At 64.0% G+C, this 19,219-nt stretch carries 19 protein-coding genes and 1 pseudogene; 8 read left to right on the top strand and 12 right to left on the bottom strand.

Translation table 11 applies throughout. From position 1 onward, the window contains the following. Positions 1-288, bottom strand: a 288-nt coding sequence (locus IV498_RS14325) for an aldehyde dehydrogenase family protein (protein ID WP_269047676.1), incomplete at its 3' end; no start/stop codon positions are given. 88 nt (positions 289-376) lie between these two features. Beyond that, positions 377-1,534 (bottom strand): iron-containing alcohol dehydrogenase, encoded by a 1,158-nt coding sequence (locus IV498_RS14320; protein WP_269047675.1) that lies wholly within the window; start codon positions 1,532-1,534, stop codon positions 377-379. A 144-nt stretch (positions 1,535-1,678) separates the two neighbouring features. On the opposite strand from IV498_RS14320, the gene IV498_RS14315 reads away from it, so the two are divergent. The 4 genes and pseudogenes from IV498_RS14315 to IV498_RS14300 all read left to right on the top strand — a co-directional run bounded on the left by IV498_RS14315 (position 1,679) and on the right by IV498_RS14300 (position 5,714). Further along, complete coding sequence (locus tag IV498_RS14315) at positions 1,679-2,575, top strand: LysR family transcriptional regulator (RefSeq protein WP_269047673.1); 897 nt, start codon at positions 1,679-1,681, stop codon at positions 2,573-2,575. 107 nt (positions 2,576-2,682) lie between these two features. Continuing rightward, positions 2,683-3,621 (top strand): RNA polymerase subunit sigma-70, encoded by a 939-nt coding sequence (locus IV498_RS14310; protein WP_269047671.1) that lies wholly within the window; start codon positions 2,683-2,685, stop codon positions 3,619-3,621. Then, positions 3,533-4,087 (top strand): annotated as a pseudogene (locus IV498_RS14305) (dihydrofolate reductase family protein); the annotation flags it as partial. The gene IV498_RS14310 and the pseudogene IV498_RS14305, both read left to right, overlap by 89 nt. Before the next feature lie 172 nt (positions 4,088-4,259). Then, complete coding sequence (locus tag IV498_RS14300; RefSeq protein ID WP_269047669.1) at positions 4,260-5,714, top strand: MFS transporter; 1,455 nt, start codon at positions 4,260-4,262, stop codon at positions 5,712-5,714. Positions 5,715-5,745: 31 nt separating this feature from the next. Here the strand turns inward: IV498_RS14300 and IV498_RS14295 are convergent, their stop codons facing one another. From IV498_RS14295 to IV498_RS14280, 4 genes are all read right to left on the bottom strand, one after another. After that, complete coding sequence (locus tag IV498_RS14295; RefSeq protein WP_269047668.1) at positions 5,746-6,189, bottom strand: YdeI/OmpD-associated family protein; 444 nt, start codon at positions 6,187-6,189, stop codon at positions 5,746-5,748. A gap of 112 nt (positions 6,190-6,301) precedes the next feature. Continuing rightward, positions 6,302-7,270 carry a threonine/serine dehydratase gene (locus tag IV498_RS14290; RefSeq protein WP_269047666.1) on the bottom strand — a complete coding sequence of 323 codons (969 nt, stop codon included), beginning with the start codon at positions 7,268-7,270 and terminating at the stop codon, positions 6,302-6,304. A 1-nt stretch (position 7,271) separates the two neighbouring features. Next, the gene (locus IV498_RS14285; RefSeq protein ID WP_269047663.1) at positions 7,272-7,457 is read right to left on the bottom strand and encodes a hypothetical protein; all 186 of its coding nucleotides are present in this window, start codon (positions 7,455-7,457) and stop codon (positions 7,272-7,274) included. Between the two features lie 228 nt (positions 7,458-7,685). Then, on the bottom strand, positions 7,686-8,852 hold the full coding sequence (locus IV498_RS14280) for an acyl-CoA dehydrogenase family protein (protein ID WP_269047677.1): 1,167 nt from the start codon (positions 8,850-8,852) through the stop codon (positions 7,686-7,688). 276 nt (positions 8,853-9,128) lie between these two features. On the opposite strand from IV498_RS14280, the gene IV498_RS14275 reads away from it, so the two are divergent. Beyond that, positions 9,129-10,847: an AMP-binding protein gene (locus IV498_RS14275; RefSeq protein WP_269047661.1), complete on the top strand. Its 1,719-nt coding sequence runs from the start codon at positions 9,129-9,131 to the stop codon at positions 10,845-10,847. 41 nt (positions 10,848-10,888) lie between these two features. Next, a complete protein-coding gene (locus tag IV498_RS14270; RefSeq protein ID WP_269047659.1) occupies positions 10,889-11,392 on the top strand; it encodes a MarR family winged helix-turn-helix transcriptional regulator in 504 nt (167 codons plus the stop codon). A gap of 33 nt (positions 11,393-11,425) precedes the next feature. On the opposite strand, the gene IV498_RS14265 is transcribed toward IV498_RS14270, so the two are convergent. The 5 genes from IV498_RS14265 to IV498_RS14245 form a co-directional block, all read right to left on the bottom strand. Next, positions 11,426-12,205: an enoyl-CoA hydratase gene (locus IV498_RS14265; protein ID WP_269047657.1), complete on the bottom strand. Its 780-nt coding sequence runs from the start codon at positions 12,203-12,205 to the stop codon at positions 11,426-11,428. After that, on the bottom strand, positions 12,202-13,242 hold the full coding sequence (gene mmsB, locus IV498_RS14260) for a 3-hydroxyisobutyrate dehydrogenase (RefSeq protein ID WP_269047654.1): 1,041 nt from the start codon (positions 13,240-13,242) through the stop codon (positions 12,202-12,204). Before mmsB ends, IV498_RS14265 begins: the two co-directional genes overlap by 4 nt. After that, positions 13,235-14,308: an enoyl-CoA hydratase/isomerase family protein gene (locus IV498_RS14255; protein ID WP_269047653.1), complete on the bottom strand. Its 1,074-nt coding sequence runs from the start codon at positions 14,306-14,308 to the stop codon at positions 13,235-13,237. The genes mmsB and IV498_RS14255 overlap by 8 nt, the downstream gene beginning before the upstream one ends. Then, a complete protein-coding gene (locus tag IV498_RS14250) occupies positions 14,308-15,807 on the bottom strand; it encodes a CoA-acylating methylmalonate-semialdehyde dehydrogenase (protein WP_269047651.1) in 1,500 nt (499 codons plus the stop codon). The genes IV498_RS14255 and IV498_RS14250 overlap by 1 nt, the downstream gene beginning before the upstream one ends. 286 nt (positions 15,808-16,093) lie before the next feature. Then, entirely contained in the window at positions 16,094-16,558 is a 465-nt protein-coding gene (locus IV498_RS14245) for a phage tail protein (protein WP_269047649.1), read from the bottom strand. 136 nt (positions 16,559-16,694) lie between these two features. Between IV498_RS14245 and IV498_RS14240 the strand changes: the two genes are divergently transcribed. Both IV498_RS14240 and IV498_RS14235 read left to right on the top strand, forming a co-directional pair. Then, positions 16,695-17,327 carry a CG0192-related protein gene (locus IV498_RS14240; protein WP_269047647.1) on the top strand — a complete coding sequence of 211 codons (633 nt, stop codon included), beginning with the start codon at positions 16,695-16,697 and terminating at the stop codon, positions 17,325-17,327. Positions 17,328-17,393: 66 nt separating this feature from the next. Then, the gene (locus tag IV498_RS14235) at positions 17,394-17,522 is read left to right on the top strand and encodes a hypothetical protein (RefSeq protein ID WP_269047645.1); all 129 of its coding nucleotides are present in this window, start codon (positions 17,394-17,396) and stop codon (positions 17,520-17,522) included. A 28-nt stretch (positions 17,523-17,550) separates the two neighbouring features. Here the strand turns inward: IV498_RS14235 and IV498_RS14230 are convergent, their stop codons facing one another. Next, positions 17,551-19,218, bottom strand: a complete 1,668-nt coding sequence (locus tag IV498_RS14230; RefSeq protein WP_269047643.1) for an FAD-dependent oxidoreductase — start codon at positions 19,216-19,218, stop codon at positions 17,551-17,553. Position 19,219 lies beyond the last annotated feature (1 nt).

Here is a 19,219-nt window from a genome sequence, read left to right as displayed (position 1 = left end):
AAGGACCTTCCCATGCTCAGCAGTAATCAGCGCCGCCAGTTCATCCACATGCCCGGCCACCAACTCACGGAACCGAAACAAGACGTTAGTGCGCTTGGACAACGACACATCACCCCAACTGTCCGCGGCCCTGCGGGCAGCGGCAACAGCAGTCTCCAAATCCGAGCGGTTAGCCAACCGCAGCTCAGCCGAAACAGCACCCGTCGCCGGGTTAAAAACCGGCTGCGTACGCTCACCCACCCCCGACGTTTCCGCACCATCAATGAAATGATTAATAGTCCTCGTCATACTGACTCCTTAGGTGTTGGTCGTGGCCCGGCTGCTCAGTCCAGCAGAGTGGCCGTAAATCGTTGTTATGCCGTTGGTATGGAAAGTGTCAGGCGTAAATTGTGGCGTAGATGCCCTGAATCTGCTCCGCGTCAGGGACGACGGGGTTGTTGGCCGGGGACCCGGATGCCAGCGCCTGTTCGGCCATCAGCGTGATTTTTTCTTCCCAGGCATCCTGATCGATGCCAAAAGCCTGTGGAGTTGGAACCTCGAGATCGCGGTTGAGCGCGTGCAGTTCGGCAACAAGCGCCTTGGCAGCGTCCCCATCTGAGCTGTCTGCGGCGAGGCCGAGAGCCCTGGCGCAGTCGGCATACCTTGGCTCCGCAGCCGAAACGGAGAATTCAGTGACGGCAGGAAAAAGCATGGCGTTGGCCAGCCCATGGGCGATATGAAAGTGCGCGCCCATCGGCCGGCTCATCCCGTGCACCAGGGCGACGCTTGAGTTTGAGAAGGCGATGCCCGCCTGAGTGGCTGCCAGCATCATGGCCTCCCTGGCCTTCTCATCCGATCCGTCAGCGTATACCCGGCGAAGGTTTACGCCAATGGTCCGGATGGCGGTGAGGGCAAAGGCATCGGAGAAGGGGTTGGCTTTGCGGCTGACGTAGGCTTCGATGGCATGGGTCAGCGCGTCAATCCCAGTGTCCGCGGTCAGTCGCGGAGGCATCGTCAGTGTGAGTTCGTAGTCGATGATGGCCGCCTGCGGGAGGAATGCGATGCCGGAGCAGAGCATTTTCTCGTGGGTATCGGAGTCGCTGATAATGGTGAACTGCGTGGCTTCCGACCCGGTACCTGCGGTTGTAGGTATCGCGACAACAGGAACCGCGGGCCCGTTGTTGTTGCGTGGAGCCTTGTAATCGCGCATCAGTCCGCCTTGGCGGCTGAGCAGTCCCAAGGCTTTGGCGGTGTCGATCGCGCTGCCTCCGCCAAGACCGATGACCACGTCGGCTGCGTGCGCCTTTGCAGCAGCGACGCCCTTTTCCAGGGAATCGGTGGTGGGATCCGGGACCACACCGGAAAAGACAGCAACTTCCAGTCCACTGTTTTCCAGTGACCGGATGATGGAGTCAACGATGCCCGTTGTCACCATGAACGCGTCGGTAACGATGAGTGGCCGCGTGCCGCCCAGTTCTTCCACGAGGGCGCCAGTTTGATGAACGGCTCCTCCTCCTACCTTCATGACTTTCGGGAGAGCAATGTTAGCGACCATGGAACACCTCTGCTGTTTGACCGTTCCAATGCGTGCCTGGACGGTGCTGTGCAAGTCAACGCTTCAAGTCTCGCTGCACTCAGACGCCAGTTCAAGAACCAAAGATGCCCTCCACAGTGCACATTTGCACGCTAGGCTGACTGAATGATTTCGGCTGACGATCTGCGTTTCTTTCTCGAAGTTGCCCGGACGGGCAAGCTAGTCGCTGCTGCCCGTGGACTAGCCGTCGATCACACCACCGTGGGACGCCGGATTTCGCACTTGGAGCGGACCACCGGGTCGCGGCTCTTCGTGCGTTCGGCAGGAGGCTGGAAACTTACTGACGCCGGTGAACGTCTTGCCGTTCATGCCGAAGCCGTTGAATCTTCCCTTCTGGCAGCGGCCGAAGAGCTCGGATCCGGACCCGGAAGATTGTCGGGAACTGTCCGGATAGCCACCCCCGACGGATTTGGTGCCTTCGTGCTTAGCCCTGGGCTCGGAGGACTGAGGAGCAAACACCCGGACCTGGCGATCGAAATAGTAACGGCGACCCGTTTGAACCTTCTGGCTACAAAAGAATTTGACGTAGGGATTTCGCTGGCCAAGCCAACAATTAGGGGTGTCGACGCCACCGAGCTGGCCACTTATCCGCTGGGACTCTACGCTGCCCCGAAATACCTTGAGGCCAGCAGGCCGATCACGCGGGTGGCCGACCTCCAGGACCATTCGGTCATCGGCTATGTGGATTTACTCCTGGACATACCTGACTTGAGGTTCCTTGATTCCGCGCTTCCAGGGCTCCGTCCCGCAATCCAGACAAACAACATCACAGGACAGTGGATGGCGGCCGTCGCGGGCCTCGGCGTTGCGGTTCTGCCCTTGTACATAGGCCAACCCGATCAGCGGCTCGTACGGATCCTTGAAGATACAATCCGCATCCGCCGAAAATACTGGCTGGCTGTTCCGCGTGAACTCCGGCGGCTGGCACGTACCCGCGCGGTCGAGGCTGCCCTGTTTGAGCTGGTGGCGACCCACCCTTATCTCGAACCGGTCACCGGTTAGCCGCTGCCCTGCGTGGCGGGTGGTGCATGGTCCGCACGGATGATCGACCGCAGCTGGTCCTGCCAGGCCCATTCCCTGTTCGGTCGACTGCACGTAGCATTGGCGTCGTGGCTCACTATACGGCGGCCGAGCTGGCAGGATTGCGTCGAGGATTGATCGCTTTCTGCTATCAGATGCTGGGATCGCCGTTCGATGCGGAGGATGCCGCGCAGGACGTCTTGGAGCGTGCTTGGCGTGCCCGGTCCTCATTTGACGCGGAGCGCGCCTCGTTGGCGACCTGGTGCTTTCATATCGCCCGGAACGTCTGTATCGATCGGTTGCGTCAAACGCCCCGCCGTCCGCTGCCCAGCGATCTTCGGGATTCCGGACTGGAGATTGGCGCACCCCTTGTGCCCGCCCTTGACGTCCCGTGGCTCATGCCGGCGCCTACCCAGTGGCGCATAACGTCCGACGTCGAGACATCCGCCGAGCTGGCACAGGACGTCAGGCTTGCGGTGACGGCAATGCTTCAGAGGTTGCCACCACGGCAGCGCGGGGTCCTGGTATTTCGTGACGTGCTGGGCTTAACTGCCGCGGAAACAGGCGCCGTGTTTGAGATGAGCGTTGCATCCGTAAACTCCGCGTTGGGGCGGGCCCGCGACGCGATTCGAAAGGGAGCGCCGCGGAGGCAGCCCTTGGCAGCTGGTGTCGTGGAGCGGTATGCGCGCGCGATTGAGCGAGCGGATGCGGACGGGCTGGCGTCGCTTGTGGCCGAGGACGTCGTCTTCGAAATGCCCCCCGTGCCGAACTGGGCGCTCGGACGTGAGCCCTATCGAGCCTTCATGAAACATCTGTTCGCCTGGCGCGGGACAGGCTGGAGCACGCGCACGGTCTCCGCCAATGGACAGCACGGCATTCTGCTCTACCGGGGAACGCCGCAGGCGTTGGAGCCACATACCTTGCAGTTGTTCGACGGCGATGGTTCCGGCGCTGTCGAACATGTGCTCGTCTACCAGGATGCACGACTTTCCGCTCTCTTTGAAGCTGAGTTCTCCACGCACCGATGAGTTTGCGCGCGCTGGTGCGTATGTCTTGGTGAAGCATGCAACTCAGCATTCACCTCAAGAAGGAGCAGACATCATGGGACGGTTGATCGTTGCCCAATTCATTACCCTCGACGGCGTCGTGGAGGATCCCGACGGAAGCGGTGGGACTGCGTGCGGCGAATGGGCCATGAGTTACGGTCCACAGGGCGTGGCCGGAGACAAGTTCGGGCTCGGCCCGATCCTGGAGCACGGCATTCTGCTTTTCGGCCGCCGGACGTGGGAGCACTTCAGCACGCTATGGCCTCCACGCGACGACCCCTTTTCCCAGGCAATAAATGGTGCCGCCAAAGGGGTCGTCACTCACCATGAGGTCGATCCAGCAGTGTGGGCCAACTCGAGCCGGATCTTCGAGCCCCTAACAACCTGGGTGGCGGCCAAAATGCAGACGCGTGACGTCGTCGTGATTGGAAGCGGCTCGATAGCCGTCCAGCTCGCCGCGGCCGGCCTCGTCGACGAGTACCGGCTGCTCACCTTCCCCGTCGCGGTCGAAGCCGGCGGGCCGGCCGGGACTAATTCCTGCCGCCCCGCGGTTAACGTTTGGGAGCCGGCACCCGGTTCCGCGGTCCAAGCGCTGTGGGCGCCGACGGAAGTGAGATTACGTGACGACAACGACTGCCGCGGAAGTTGGCTTTCGCTCCCAGCGCGGGCCCATCCTGATCGCCCTGATGCTTTCAACCGGCCTGGTTGCCATCGACTCAACAATCGTGGCAACCGCGGTACCGTCGATCGTGCACGACATCGGCGGGTTCTCCTCGTTCCCGTGGCTTTTCTCCGCCTACCTCCTGGCCCAGGCCGTCTCCGTGCCCGTTTACGCCAAGCTCTCGGATATGATCGGCCGCAAACCGATCGTGCTCGGCGGCATCGCCCTCTTCCTGCTCGGCTCGATCCTGTGCGGGATCGCCTGGAGCATGCCGGCGCTGATTGCGTTTCGAGTGCTCCAAGGCCTTGGCGCGGGCGCCGTCCAGCCAATGGCCATCACCATCGCGGGCGACATCTACACCGTGGCGGAGCGCGCGAAGGTCCAGGGTTACCTCGCCAGCGTGTGGGCAATCTCCTCGGTCGTCGGCCCAACGCTCGGTGGCGTGTTCTCCTCCCTTGGTTTCTGGCGCGGAATCTTCCTCATTAACGTCCCGCTGTGCCTGCTCGCCGGCTGGATGCTGGTCCGCACCTTCCACGAGGATGTCCGGCGCACCAAGCACCGGGTGGACTATCCCGGAGCAGTGCTGCTCACCGTCGCGCTCAGCCTGATCATCCTCGGAGCCCTGCAGGGCGGTCAGGCCTGGGCCTGGAATTCACCGATCAGCATCGCGGTGTTCGCCATCGGAGCCGTCGCCTTTGCCGTGTTCCTGCTGGTTGAGCGCCGGGCCGCCGAACCCGTGCTCCCGCCGTGGGTCGTCTCGCGACGGCTGCTGACGACGACGGCGCTAATCTCCTTCGGCGTCGGCGCCATCGTGCTGGGCCTGACCTCTTACGTTCCCACCTTCCTCGAGGGCGCCCTGTCGACGTCGCCCATCCTGGCCGGTCTATCTTTGGCGGCCCTGACCCTCGGCTGGCCAATCAGCGCCTCACAGGCGGGACGGTTTTACCTGCGGATCGGATTCCGGCGGACGGCTCTGATTGGCATTACCCTCGCCGTCATCGGGGTCACCGTACTCGCCCTCACCGCGCCCGTGCCCAACGTCGTACTCGTGGCCACCAGCTGCTTCATCGTCGGACTCGGCCTGGGTCTGGTTGCCACCCCAACACTCATCGCAGCCCAATCCAGCGTGGAATGGAATGAGCGCGGGGTGGTCACCGGCACCAACCTCTTCGCCCGATCGATCGGCAGCGCCCTCGGAGTGGCCGTCTTCGGCGCGGTAGCAAACGCGATCTACGCCGGCGATCCGCACGGGAGCACAAACCCGGACACCATCATCTCGGCGTCCTCCGCCGTGTTCGTGGCGGTCTTGATGAGTGCCGTGCTGACCGTGATCGCCGTCGTCGCCATGCCTGGCCTCAAAAGTGGGCACACGAGCTCGACGGCGAAGACCCAAGGCCAGGCAACCACCAGCTAGGGTTCGCCATGTTGGCGCGGGCTGCGCAGGGCTATTTCTTGCCGGCCTTGAGGTCGGTCACCACCTTGGCGACCCGACGGGAGCGCGTTTCTGCCGTTTTGGCATCTGCGAGCGGCTCCACATAACGACGCTGGCTGCTGTAGTTCAGCGTCGCATAGAACGCCTTCGCCGCGGGTTCCGCCTCCAGGGCGGCGGCGAGGTCGTCGGGAACGTCGACGATCCGCGGCTGCGTGTCCAATTCGATGTCCACCTCCACGGTGTCTCCGGCGGCGGCTCCCGTCAGTTCACGGTTGAGCGCGCTGACACCGACCATATTCTGGCCGCCCATCACCGCGATGCTGCTGCGGTAGCTTTTGCCGTTGATGGTCACGACGACCGGCGGCCGCTTCCCGGCACCGAGTGCGCTCACGATGTCCTCGGGGACCTCGATGCCTGCTTTGTTGCCGCTGCCTTGAATGATGGTGGTGAATTTCATCCTCAAATTATGCATTCCACCGGAGCACCGCGGTTTAGGCGCGGCGGGCGCAGGCGTGACTTTGTCTCAGGAACCGCAGCCACCCACGTCAGCGGCTGGTCAACTCTGCTGGTCACCTCTGCTGGTCAACATCAGGGAGGGCGTCGCCCGAGTCCTCAAGCGTGCTTGGGTCGGTGTTGGCACCACAGACGACGACGGCGATGCGCTCTCCCTTGCGGGGGACGTAGGCGCCTGAACTGAACGCGGCCAAGGCCGCCGCGGCACCGTACTCTGCAGGAATTCGGTATTCGCTCCATAGGTCCTGCCTGGCGGCGACTATGTCGTGGTCCCCTACCAGAACTGAAGTCGGCGGTACGCGGGAGGCCATGCTAAACGCGATCTCACCCACCCGTCGGGCGCCGAGCGAGTCCGCTGCTACGCCTGAAACGGGTACGTCGACGGGCTTGCCAGCCCGTAGGGCCGCATGCAGGGTTGGGATGTTAACGGGTTCGACGGCGACGACGTTCGCCCGTCCCTCGGCGGCTGCGGCTATACCAGCGTACAGGCCACCACCGCCAACCGCCACGGCAATTGTGTCGACGTCGGGCAGATCCTCGAAAATTTCCTCTGCGATGGTGCCTGCTCCGGCGGCGACTTCGAGCTGGTCGTAGGCATGGCAAAACAATGCGCCGCTGGACTGAACGAACTCAATGGCGGCGCCATACGCTTCCGCGTACTCTGCCCCCACCTGGCGGACGGTTGCCTTGTATTGCAGAAGCCGCTGGACCTTTATTCGGGGAGCGGTTTCGGGCACGAAGACGGTTGCAGGAACTCCCAGTCTCGCTGCTGCGTAAGCATGTGCCAGCCCCGCATTCCCACCGGACGCTGCTACGACGCCGATACCCGGATCAAGCTCCCCCCGTGCCAGGGCGGCGAGCTGTCGGTTGAAGGCGCCCCGGGCCTTAAACGAGCCGGTGTGCTGCATAAACTCGCATTTGAACCACAGGGAGGCCGCGGAGCTGCCCGCGTGGATCAACGGTGTGCGCCGAACATAGCCAGCAATCCGTTTTTGCGCCTCAAGTACGTCGCCCCGCTCGATCACGTCATGCATCCGCGAGGCGTGTCAGCAATTCCGCGTCATGGCCCGCGACGAACTCGGTGCTCGCTGCGAGCTCCCGCCGACGGCGGCGACCCTGCAGCAGCAGCGCCGACTTCGCCGTGTGCTCCTCCGCAGCGAGCTGCTCCAGCTCCCGATCAAGGTCCGCCGGCACACGCAGATTCATAGCCATCCCCCGATGCTACCAACCCAATACCATCGGACTGGGATTTGTTCCCGCGCACATTTGAGCTTCCCGCTTTATCGCTGGCAAATCCGCATCCCGCACGGTCGACCGACCAAGGTCCCATGGAAATCGCGGCGCTACCGAGCCAGATTAAGGAACTGAAAGATCGAATCATCGATTTGGAGACCCCTGAGCCAGGCGTGTGAGGCACGGTCCGAGGCAGAGACCGCACGCTTAAACAAAGGCCGACTTGCCCGTCACACCCCTGGCCACGATCAGTGAATTTATCTCGTAGCTGCCCTCGTAGGTGTAAAGGACTTCGGCATCACCAAAGAGCTTGCCCATCTCGTAGTCGCTGCTGATCCCGTTGCCGCCCATCAGAGACCGGCCCATAGCCACCGAACCGCGGGCCAGCCGAGTGGTGGTCGACTTGGCCATCGCCGCCTGGACCATCTCGAGCCTGCCCTCCTCCTGGACACGGGCCAGCTGTGCCATCAGAGCCAGCGATGCGGAAGCGTTTCCCAGAATTTCGGCCAACTGCTGCGCGATGAGCTGGAAGCGCGCCAGTTCTTTACCGAACTGCTTTCGCTCCAGCGCGTACGAACGGGCTACGTCGAATGCGGCCAGCTGGATGCCGGCAGCCTGCCAGCCAACCCAGGCGCGCGAGTCGCGCAGCAGCTCGTTGGCCTTGGAGAAGTCAGTGGCGCCGGGCAGCAGGTTTGTTTTCGGGATGCGGACCTCGTCGAGCACTATATCCGCGTTTTGCATGATGCGCAGCCCGATTTTGTTGGCGATCTTTGTGGCGGTGTAGCCGGGGCGGTCCGTCTCAATGATGAAGCCTTTGATCTGCTGGTCGGCGACATCGCGGGCCCAGACGAGGGCGAAATCCGCAATGGTTCCGGCGCCGATCCAGCGCTTCGCGCCGTTGATTACCCACTCGTCATGCTCCAGCCGTGCGGTGGTGGCCAGACCGCCCGCGATGTCCGAGCCATGGTTCGGCTCGGTAAGGGCAAATGCCCCGATCTGAGTCAGGGCGGCAAGCCCAGGCAGCCACTTGGCCTTCTGCTCCTCCGAGCCGAGCGCATCAATCATGCCGACGATCAGCTCGTTGTGGATCCCCACCAGGGCTGACAGGGAGACATCGGCCCGCGCCACCTCGACGTACATCAGGCCCTGGAACAGTTTTGAGGTCCCATCCGTCTGCAGGCCTCCAAGGCCGTATTTACCAAGCTCGGCAACGAGCCCGAAGGGGAACTCCTCACGGTTCCAGTAGTCGATCGAGGCCGCCCGGATCCTCGACTGGAGGAAGTCGCGGACTTCCTGGTAGCGCAACTTTTCCTCCGGTGGAAGCAGCTCGACGATGTACATAAGATCCGCCTCCGGGAAGGGCAGGGGCGTCATGCTGGCCTCGCTCACGGGACCGGTTGCAGGCCCTGTCGCAGTTTTAGGGCGCAGCTTCGTTTTCTCCTCAGCAAGGCTCTGTCCGCTGGCATGTCCTTGTGGCTGCACGGGCATTTTCCCTTCGTGGTGATCCGGTCATGCACTCGGTCGACTCTTCCAAACCCTTGGATGTCCTAGTATATTGCATGGTGATGGGGATCACTGGATGGCTGGTAGCCTCCGGGCAACGCCGTCGGGCCCTGAATGGCTTCGCCCCTACACTTCGAAAGGTGCTCCATGACAGTCACTGAGGAATTCCGCGCAGCACGCGACCGTCTGCTTGACCTCCGCGAAAATCACGAGGCTGCCCGCCGAGAATTCCAATGGCCGCGCTTTGAGCACTTCAACTTCGCTCTGGACTGGTTCGACCAGATTGCGGCAGACCCGGCCACAGCGGACAAACCTGCTCTCGTGATTGTCGAGCAGGACGGAACTGCCGCGCGGCGCAGTTTCACGGACCTGTCCGTGCGCTCGGCGCAGGTGGCCAACTGGCTGCGGGACCATGGCGTGCGGCGCGGCGACCGCATGATCATCATGCTCGGCAACCAGCTGGAACTCTGGGAACTTATGCTCGCAGGCATCAAGCTGGGCATCGTCATGATTCCCACCACTACCCTGATGGGGGCACCTGACCTGAAGGACCGGGTGGAGCGCGGCGAAGCGGACTGGGTCGCCGTCGGCAGCGCCAATATCAGGAAATTCGACGAAGTCCCAGGCGATTACACCCTGATCGAAGTCGGTGACGGGACAGCGAATCCGGTGGCCCTGCAGTACGCCGAATCCGTCCGTGCGGGCAACGACTTCGTCCCGGAGGCACCAACCCGCGCTGACGAGACGCTGCTGCTCTATTTCACCTCGGGCACCACTTCCAAGGCCAAGCTCGTGGAGCACACGCACACGTCCTATCCGGTGGGCCACCTGTCCACGATGTTCTGGATTGGAATGGAACCCGGCGACGTGCACCTAAACGTCGCCTCACCCGGTTGGGCGAAGCATGCCTGGTCCAACGTCTTTACACCCTGGATCGCGGAGGCCTGCGTTTTCATCTACAACTACGAGCGTTTCGATGCCAAGGCGCTCATGGAGCAGATGGACCGCGAGTCCGTGACGAGCTTCTGCGCGCCTCCCACCGTATGGCGCATGCTCATCCAGGCCGACCTGACCCAGCTTAAGAACCCACCTACGAAGGTGGTGTCCGCCGGAGAGCCGCTCAACGCCGAAGTGATCGACCAAGTGCAGCGGGCTTGGGGCCAGACCATCCGCGACGGCTTCGGCCAGACCGAATCCACGGTCCAGATCGCGAACACGCCGGGCCAGCCGGTCAAGATCGGCGCCATGGGCAAACCACTACCGGGTTACGACGCCGTCCTGGTGGACCCTGCCACAGGAGCGGAGGGAGACGACGGCGAGCTCTGCCTCCGCCTTGACCCACGCCCCGTAGGGCTGATGAAGGCCTACTACGGCGACGCGGAAAAGACCGCCGGGGCCTTCCGCGGGGGCTACTACCACACGGGCGACATGGCAAGCAGGGACGAGCGCGGCATCATCACATACGTGGGCCGAGGCGACGACGTTTTCAAATCCTCCGACTACCGGTTGTCCCCGTTTGAGCTGGAAAGCGTGCTCATGGAGCATCCGGCGGTGGCCGAGGCCGCCGTCGTCCCCTCACCCGACCCGCTCAAGCTCTCAGTACCGAAGGCATTTGTCGTCCTGGCTGCAGGGCATGAGGCCGGCCCCGCCATAGCCGAGGATATCCTGCGCTACTGCCGCGACCACCTTGCTCCGTTTAAGCGGGTCCGCCGGCTGGAATTCGCCGAGCTGCCCAAGACCATCTCGGGCAAGATCCGGCGCGTTGAGCTGCGGCGAAGTGAGGAACTACGCCACGGCGGAGGGGTAGTCCCGGCCGGCCTTGGTACGGAGTACTGCGAAGCCGACTTCCCCGGGCTGAAAGGCTAGGCTGAGCTGCATGAGACACAGGACGGGAAGCCGGAGGTGCCGTGGCGACGCCGCTGCCACGTGATCCGATCGCTGACGCCCGGCTGAACTGGGAAAGGCACGGCTGGTCCGACGTCGCGGCCCCGATGGCTGCCATCACCGCCATCATGCGGACCCAACAGATCCTGCTGGCCCGCATCGAGGGGGTCCTCAAGCCGTTCGGGGTGACATTCGCCCGCTACGAACTGCTCGCCCTGCTGAGCTTCGCCCGCAGCGGCGCGCTGCCCATGAACAAAGCAAGCTCGCTGTTGCAGGTCCACCCCACCTCCGTGACGAACACTGTCGACCGGTTGCAGAGCGCAGGACTGGTGGTCCGCTCACCGCATCCCACCGACGGGCGGACGACTCTCATTGAGCTCACCCCCGAGGGGCACACGCTGGCGAAGCGGGCGACGGCGGCACTCAACGCCGAGGTGTTTGCACAGTCCGGTTTCGTGGATCAGGATGTCGACCAGCTGATCGGCATCCTGGGCTCCTTCCGACGCAACGCCGGGGATTTCAGCTAGAGTCCCGGGCTTAAAGGCCGCAACGATGCCGGCTCAACGGTGGGTGAAGTCCGGCTGGCGCTTCTCGATGAAGGCTGCCATGCCTTCCTTCTGGTCCTCGGTGGCGAACAGCGAGTGGAACAGGCGCCGTTCAAAGAGCACACCCTGGGCCAGGCCGGTTTCGAACGCGGCGTTGACCGCTTCCTTGGCCACCATCGCCACCGGTTTGGACTTTGAGGCAATGACCTCGGCGGCCTTCAGCGCCTCTTCAACCACGTCCGCGGCCGGCACCACGCGGGACACCAGCCCGGCGCGTTCGGCTTCCTCGGCGTTCATCAGACGCCCGGTCAGGATCATGTCCATCGCCTTGGACTTGCCCACCGCACGGGTGAGGCGCTGCGAACCGCCCATGCCGGGCAGCACGCCGAGGTTGATTTCCGGCTGGCCGAACTTGGCGTTGTCGCCGGCAATGATGAAATCGCACATCATCGCGAGCTCACACCCCCCGCCCAGGGCGAACCCTGACACAGCCGCGATCACGGGGATACGCAGCCGGGTGAAGTCTTCCCAGCCGCGGAACCAGTCCGCGGCATACATGTCCATGTATACCTTGGACTGCATTTCCTTGATGTCCGCCCCGGCGGCGAAGGCTTTGGCGGAGCCGGTCAGCACGACTGCCCCCACCTCGGGGTCGGCATCCATGGCTGACACTGCGGCCACGATCTCGTCCATGGTGGCCTTGTTGAGGGCGTTCAGCGCTTTGGGCCGGTTGAGCGTCACGAGCCCCACCCGGCCGCGGCGCTCCACCAGAATGTTTGAATAGTCCTCCGTCATGCCTGTCCCCTCAGCTGCTGTTCAGGACTGTCCGGCGCCCTGCCGGTCAGGACCGGGGACGGGCCAGTGTCGGATTCGTCCCGGATACCAGCGCCGGATTTGTCCCGGATATCGGTGATGATGCCGGAGAAATCCCGGCCGGCGCCGCCGTCGGCGGCAAAGCTATCGTAAATCTCGGAAGCGAGCGGGCCCAGCCGTGCGGCAACGCCGGTGCTCTCGAGCGCATTGAGTGCCAGCTTGAGGTCCTTCGCCATCAGGGCTCCCGCGAAGCCGGGCTGGTAGTCGCGGTTGGCGGGGCTGGTGGGCACCGGTCCCGGCACGGGGCAGTTGGTGGTCAGTGCCCAGCACTGGCCCGAGGCTGTGGACGCGACGTCGAACAGCGCCTGGTGCGTCAGGCCCAGCTTCTCTCCCAGTACAAACGCTTCGCTGACCGCGATCATCGAGACGCCCAGGATCATGTTGTTGCAGATCTTCGCGGCTTGTCCCGCACCGTGCTCCCCGCAGTGGACCACGCGCTTGCCCATCACCTCGAGCATCGCTTTGACCGCCTCGAAGTCCTCCGGGAGTGCCCCCACCATGAAGGTGAGGGTGCCCGCTTCGGCCCCCACGACGCCGCCGGACACCGGGGCGTCGACGGCCCGGTGACCGGCTGCCACGGCGAGTTCGGCCGCCTCCCGGGCTTCATCCACATTGATCGTGGAACAATCCAGGAAGAGCGTGCCGGGCGCTGCGGTGGCGAGCAGGCCCTGCCGACCACCGGTTCCGCGGTAGGCGTCCAGCAGATGCTGGCCGCTGGGCAACATGGTCAGCACGACGGCGGCCCCTGCAACGGCCTCGACGGCGGTGTCCGCGGTGGTGATGCCATGCTCCCGGGCAGTTTCCAAGGCGGCTGGCACCATATCGAAGCCGGTCACGGTGTAGCCCGCTTTGACCAGGTTGATGGCCATCGGACCGCCCATGTGGCCAAGGCCGAGAAAAGCGACAGGACCGGTCGGCGCCCCGGCCGGACCTCGTTCAGCCGGCGATGAATCAGACATTGTCACGCTCCTTCGAAAGCATCAGTTCATTCTCACCCAGCGGGGCGAAATACGATTCGACGTCGCCGCGGCTGACCTCGGCCAGTGTGGCGGGCTGCCAGTGCGGGTGGCGGTCCTTGTCCACCACCTGGGCGCGGATGCCCTCGCGGAAGTCGGGCCCGGCAAGGAACCGCAGCCCCACCCGGTATTCCTGTGCCAAGGCTTGCTCGAGGCTCAGTCCCCTGACCCGCCGCAGGGATTCCAGTGCCACCTTCACGGCGACCGGCGACTTGGCTTCAATGGTGTCTGCGGCTTCGGCGGCTTCCGCGCCCACTGTGCGCAGCCGGCGCAGTATCTCCTCGGCGTCGTTGCTGGAGTAGCACTGGTCAATCCATTCCTGCTGCGCCGCGAGCACGGACGGCGGCGGCTCGCCGGCGAACCGGGCGACGGCGACGTCCACCGGCTCGCTCTCCAGCGCCTCGGCGAGGTCCTCGAGCTTCGTGGACGGAATGAAGTGGTCCGCAAATCCCAGGAACAGTGCGTCGGCGCCGCTGAGGTGCGCTCCGGTGAGGGCTGCGTAGGTGCCGGTCTCCCCCGGTGAACGGGAGAGCAGCAGGGTTCCGCCGACGTCGGGCACAAAACCGATGGTGGTTTCCGGCATGCCCATCCGGGTGCGTTCGGTCACGATCCGGACTGAGCCGTGCGCGGAAATCCCCACTCCGCCGCCAAGGACCAGTCCGTCCATGAACGCGACGTACGGCTTGGGGTAGCCCGAGATAAGCGAGTTCAGCTTGTATTCTTCGGCCCAGAAGCCCGCCGTCGCGGCGCCGCCGTCGAGCATGTCGCGGTAAATAGCGGCGATGTCCCCGCCGGCGCACAGCCCCCGGTCACCGGCGCCGCGGACCAGCACCACCGCCACTGCGTCGTCGTGTGCCCAGCGCGTGAGCTGCGCCAGCATGGCCGATGCCATGCCCGCGGTGAGCGCATTGACGGCTTTGGGCCGATTGAGCGTGACCACGCCCAGCCGGCCGCGGCGCTCGAACAGCACCTCCGCCACGAGCGGCTCCTGGGGGTGCTTCCCCGCCATCAGCTGCCTTCCGGCATGACGAAGCTGGCGCCGGTGCGAATGCCGGACGGCCAGCGGGTGGTGACGGTCTTGGTCTTGGTGTAGAAGCGGAAAGCGTCCGCGCCGTGCTGATTCAGGTCACCGAAGCCGGAGGCTTTCCAGCCACCGAAGGTGTAGTAGGCGATCGGCACCGGGATGGGGATGTTGATGCCCACCATGCCCACCTGGACCCGGCTGGCGAAGTCACGGGCGGAGTCGCCGTCGCGGGTGAAGATGGCCACCCCGTTGCCGAACTCGTTTTCGCTGCACAGGCGCAGGGCCTCGTCGTAGTCCTCCGCGCGGAGCACGCACAGAACCGGGCCGAAAATCTCTTCTTTGTAGATTGTCATGTCCTTGGTGACGTTGTCGAAGAGCGTGGGTCCGACCCAAAAGCCGCCTTCGCAGCCTTCGACCTTGAGACCGCGGCCGTCGGCCAGGAGGTCGGCACCCTCCTCGACGCCGGCCCGGATGTAGCCTTCGATCCGCTCCTTGGCGGCGGCCGTCACCACGGGGCCGAAGTCCGAGTCCTTGGCGAGGCTGTGGCCGACCTTCAGGACCGCTATCCGCTCCTCGAGTTTTGCGACGAGCGCGTCGGCGGTAGCTTTGCCGACGGGTACGGCCACCGAGATCGCCATACAGCGTTCTCCGGCGGAGCCGAAGCCGGCGCCCATCAGAGCATCCGCGGCCATGTCCAGGTCCGCGTCCGGCATAATAACCATGTGGTTCTTAGCGCCGCCGAAGCACTGGGCGCGCTTGCCGTTCGCGGCGGCGGTGGCGTAGATGTACTGGGCGATCGGCGTGGAGCCGACAAAGCCGATGGCCTGGACCCGCGGGTCCTCCAGCAGCGCGTCCACCGCTTCCTTATCGCCGTTGACGACGTTGAAGACGCCCGCCGGCAGGCCAGCCTCGGTGAAGAGCTCGGCGAGGCGCAGCGGCACCGAGGGGTCCCGTTCGGACGGCTTCAGGATGAAGGAGTTGCCCGCCGCGAGGGCCGGCCCGGCCTTCCAGAGCGGAATCATCGCCGGAAAATTGAAGGGCGTGATGCCGGCGACGACGCCGAGCGGCTGACGCAGCGAGTGGACGTCAATGCCGGTCCCGGCACTGTCCGAGAACTCTCCCTTGAGCAGGTGCGGGGCGCCGGCGGCGAACTCCACGACCTCTATGCCACGCTGAACGTCACCCTTCGCGTCGAGGAAGGTCTTGCCGTGTTCGGAGGACAGCAGGGTGGCGAGTTCGTCCAGGTTCTGATTGACCAGATCAACGAACTTGAGCAGTATCCGCCCGCGGCGCTGCGGGTTCAAAGCCGCCCATTCGAGCTGGCCCTTTTCCGCATTGGAAATCACGTTCCGGACCTCTTCGGCACTGGCCAGCGGCACCTTGGCCTGGACCTCGCCGGTGCACGGATCGTAGACATCGCTGAAACGCCCCGAGGTGCCTTCAACATGCTGTCCGTCAATGTAATGGGATAGCTCGCGAACCATGATGGAATGCTCCTTTGCACCGTGTGATTGCCGAAGTGATTACCGGGCGCCTGTGAGCCACGTCATCTTTCGCTTCTGAATATACTCGGACCTCCTAGTAAATTCCAGCACACGCTGCAGGAATGTCGCCGGCCCTGATCACAGTGGACACCGGGATGTTTCGGTCATTTCACAACAGATGATGCGCCGCCCCACCTCGGCCTATGCGGCGTACCGATCGCCACGCGCCTCCCATACGCATGGCGATTTCCCCCGGAGCCCGCACCAGGCACGGTACATCAGCTGGTCAGTACTCGCCTTTGATCACGAAGAAGGAGCCGCGGATAACGCCTGCCAGCTTTGATTTCTGCCGGGCAAATTTGAAGCGTGACGCCAGTTCCTCCGGAATCTCCATGCCTTCGGAAAGTTTGAATCCAACCGCCCGCTTCCCGCCGTCCTCGATGCTGTACATGACGTTGATCGACAGCCCCGACTCATAGAACACGTAAGCCATCCGCAAACCATCGACTTCGAAGGCGGTCGCTTCAAGGGGTTGGGAGCCGATGACGATGTCGCGCTCGTCCTTGAGGATACGACTCACCCGGTCAACGACCTCCGGAACCTCACTTGCGGGACTCACGGTGAAGGCGTGGTCATACTTGTTCCGGTAGTAGCGGCCCTCGTTGGCGCGCAACCCGGCGAGCGCCTCGGCGACTGGAGACGATTCCAGACCGAGCGTAGAAACGTCCTCGAAGTCAACAATGTACGGCATGCGCCCTCCCGGTCAGATGTGTTGGGACTAACGATAACGTGAGGACAGCTAAAGCGGGCGTCCGAACCCACGGGCCGAACAGGATGAACGGGCGGAAGAGTCCGAGCCCAGTCCGCCGCAGGTTAGGCTTGCGCTCATGGCGATTATCCACCGAGCAGAATTGCGGCCGACGAAGCTTGAACTTCTTCAGGAGTGGCTGCCCCGCCAGCCGTGGTTTCCGGAATCCGGCACGACAGCGCTGGGCCAAGTAGGTTCATACCGGTTCGATGACCCTGCCGGAGAGGTCGGCATGGAGACGATTATCGTCGCTGCCGGCAGTTCCACCATTCAAGTACCGCTCACGTACAGGGCGGAACCCTTGGACGGCGCGCAGGCGTGGTTGGTCGGAACGATGCAGCATTCGGTTCTCGGCCTTATATGGGTTTATGACGCCTGCGCCGATCCCATCTACGTGGCAGCACTTGCGGCCACCATAATGCTGGGCCAGCCCCAGGCAGAGCTGTACCTCGAAATCGAGGGACACCGAAAAGTTCTGCCCCAATCGGTCATCGTCCAAAGCACCGGCTCGAGCCACGAGGCCGTGCCCAACTTCTCAGCGGCAACGCCCCGCACCACCTCCGCCGGCACCGCTATCGAAACCGCAGACTTCCGTTTATTCGTTAACCGGCTGCTGAAACTTGATGGGCATCCAGTCGGCCAGCTCATGTTGACCGGCTCCTGGGAAGGACAAAAGGACAGCGTCAAACTCGCTGCCATAGCTGAGGCCTGACCGTCGAGTCCACCGTGGACGGTGCAGCGCTGGTGCAGTTCAGGGGTCACCTTGGGGAGATGACGCATGAAACCCAGCATCGCCGTCTTCGGCGCGGCAGCAAACGCGATCTGCGCCGGGGCCCCGAACGGGAGCACAAACCCGGAAACCATCATTCCGGCTTCCGCCGCCGTGTTAGCGGCGGACTTCCGCTGAGGAAATTGCGGGCCCGGGCATCATCCCCTCAGCTGCGCAAAACCTGATGAACGAACTGGACCGCGACCGACCCTTCGCCGACGGCCGAGGCGACGCGTTTCGTCGAGCCCGCCCGGACGTCGCCGACGGCGAACACGCCCGGAGCGCTCGTTTCGTACAGGAACGGGTCCCGATCGCCATCCACGGTACGGTGGCGTCGATCGCCGAGCGCGGGTCCGGTGAGGATGAATCCGTGGTCGTCGCGGGCGATTTGCGGCGGCAGCCAGTCAGTGCGCGGGGAGGCGCCGACAAACACGAACAACGCTGAGGAGGCCAGGCCTTCGGTACTTCCGGTTGCGGCATCCTCAATAGTCATGGTCTCAAGCCGATCTGCACCTCCGACCGAACGAACGAACGTGCGGCAGCGCACGGTGATGTTGGGACGCGCGGCGATCTGGTCGACCAGGTAGGTGGACATCTTCGCACCGAGCTCGTTGGCCCGGCACAGGATGGTCACAGAGCGGGCGTATTCGGAGAAGAAGACGGCCGCCTGACCGGCGGAGTTCGCCCCGCCGACAACGACGATGTCTTCACCGATAACCGTGTCGCGCTCACTCAGCGAGGCACCATAAAATACGCCACGGCCCTCCAACTCGGCGCTGCCGGGCACATCGAGGCTGTGGTAGGCGACGCCACAGGCGAGGATGATGGATCCGCAGCTGACCGCCGAGCCATCCGCAAGTTCCATGCGGGGGTAGGGGCCGGAGAGATCGAGGCCCACGATGGTGGTCGGCGCCAGCACCTCGACATGGAACCGCCGCGCCTGAGTCACGGCACGACGGGCCAGATCCGCCCCAGAGATGCCGGTCGGGAAGCCCAAGTAGTTCTCGATGCGTGAGGATTGACCGGCCTGCCCGCCAGGGACGAGTTGCTCGACACAGATGGTCCGCAGCCCCTCGCTGGCCCCGTAGACGGCCGCCGCGAGGCCGGCGGGGCCTGCTCCGATGATCGCCAGATCAAATGACTCGGCGTCGGCATGGGTCTTGTGGCCCAGCGCGGTAGCCAAGGTGGCGACGTCGGGGGCGTGCAGGGCGCTGCCATCCGGGGTGATGACGAGCGGAAGGACACCGTCGCCGGCTGCCTCCGAGAGGTGCCGGCCCTCCTCACTGACGTCGACGTCGAGCCATTGCATGGGTATCTGATTGCGTTGCAGAAAGTCGCGGATCTCGTGGGTACGCGCCGACCAGCGGCTGCCGACGAGCCGGGTCACGGCGTAGGTTGGCTGGTTGTGGGCATGCCAGTCCTCGAGCAGGTCGTCGATGACGGGGAACAGTCGCTCCTCCGGCGGATCCCAGGGCTTGAGGATGTAGTAGTCCAGGTGCAGGTCGTTGATCGCGCCGATGGCAACCTCGGTGTCCGCGTACGCGGTGAGCAGCACGGTGCGTACGTCCGGGAAAAGCTTCAGGGCTGCGGTCAGCACCTCAGTGCCAGTGATCTCGGGCATGCGCTGGTCAGAGACGACGACGGCGACTGGGTCACCCCGGAGCTTCAGCCGGTTGAGTGCCTCGACCGCCTCGGTGCCCCCGGAAGCCGTAATCACCCGATAATGGCGTCCGTAACGAATGCGCAGGTCCCCCCGCACGGCGCTCAGCACGGCGGGGTCGTCGTCGACGGCAAGAATGACCGGGCGCGGTGGACCGGGTGCGGTGTCGGTCATG

The sequence above is a fragment of the Paenarthrobacter sp. Z7-10 genome, assembly GCF_026932795.1.
Classification (GTDB): domain Bacteria; phylum Actinomycetota; class Actinomycetes; order Actinomycetales; family Micrococcaceae; genus Arthrobacter_M.
This window is presented reverse-complemented; position numbering and strand designations above follow the sequence as displayed.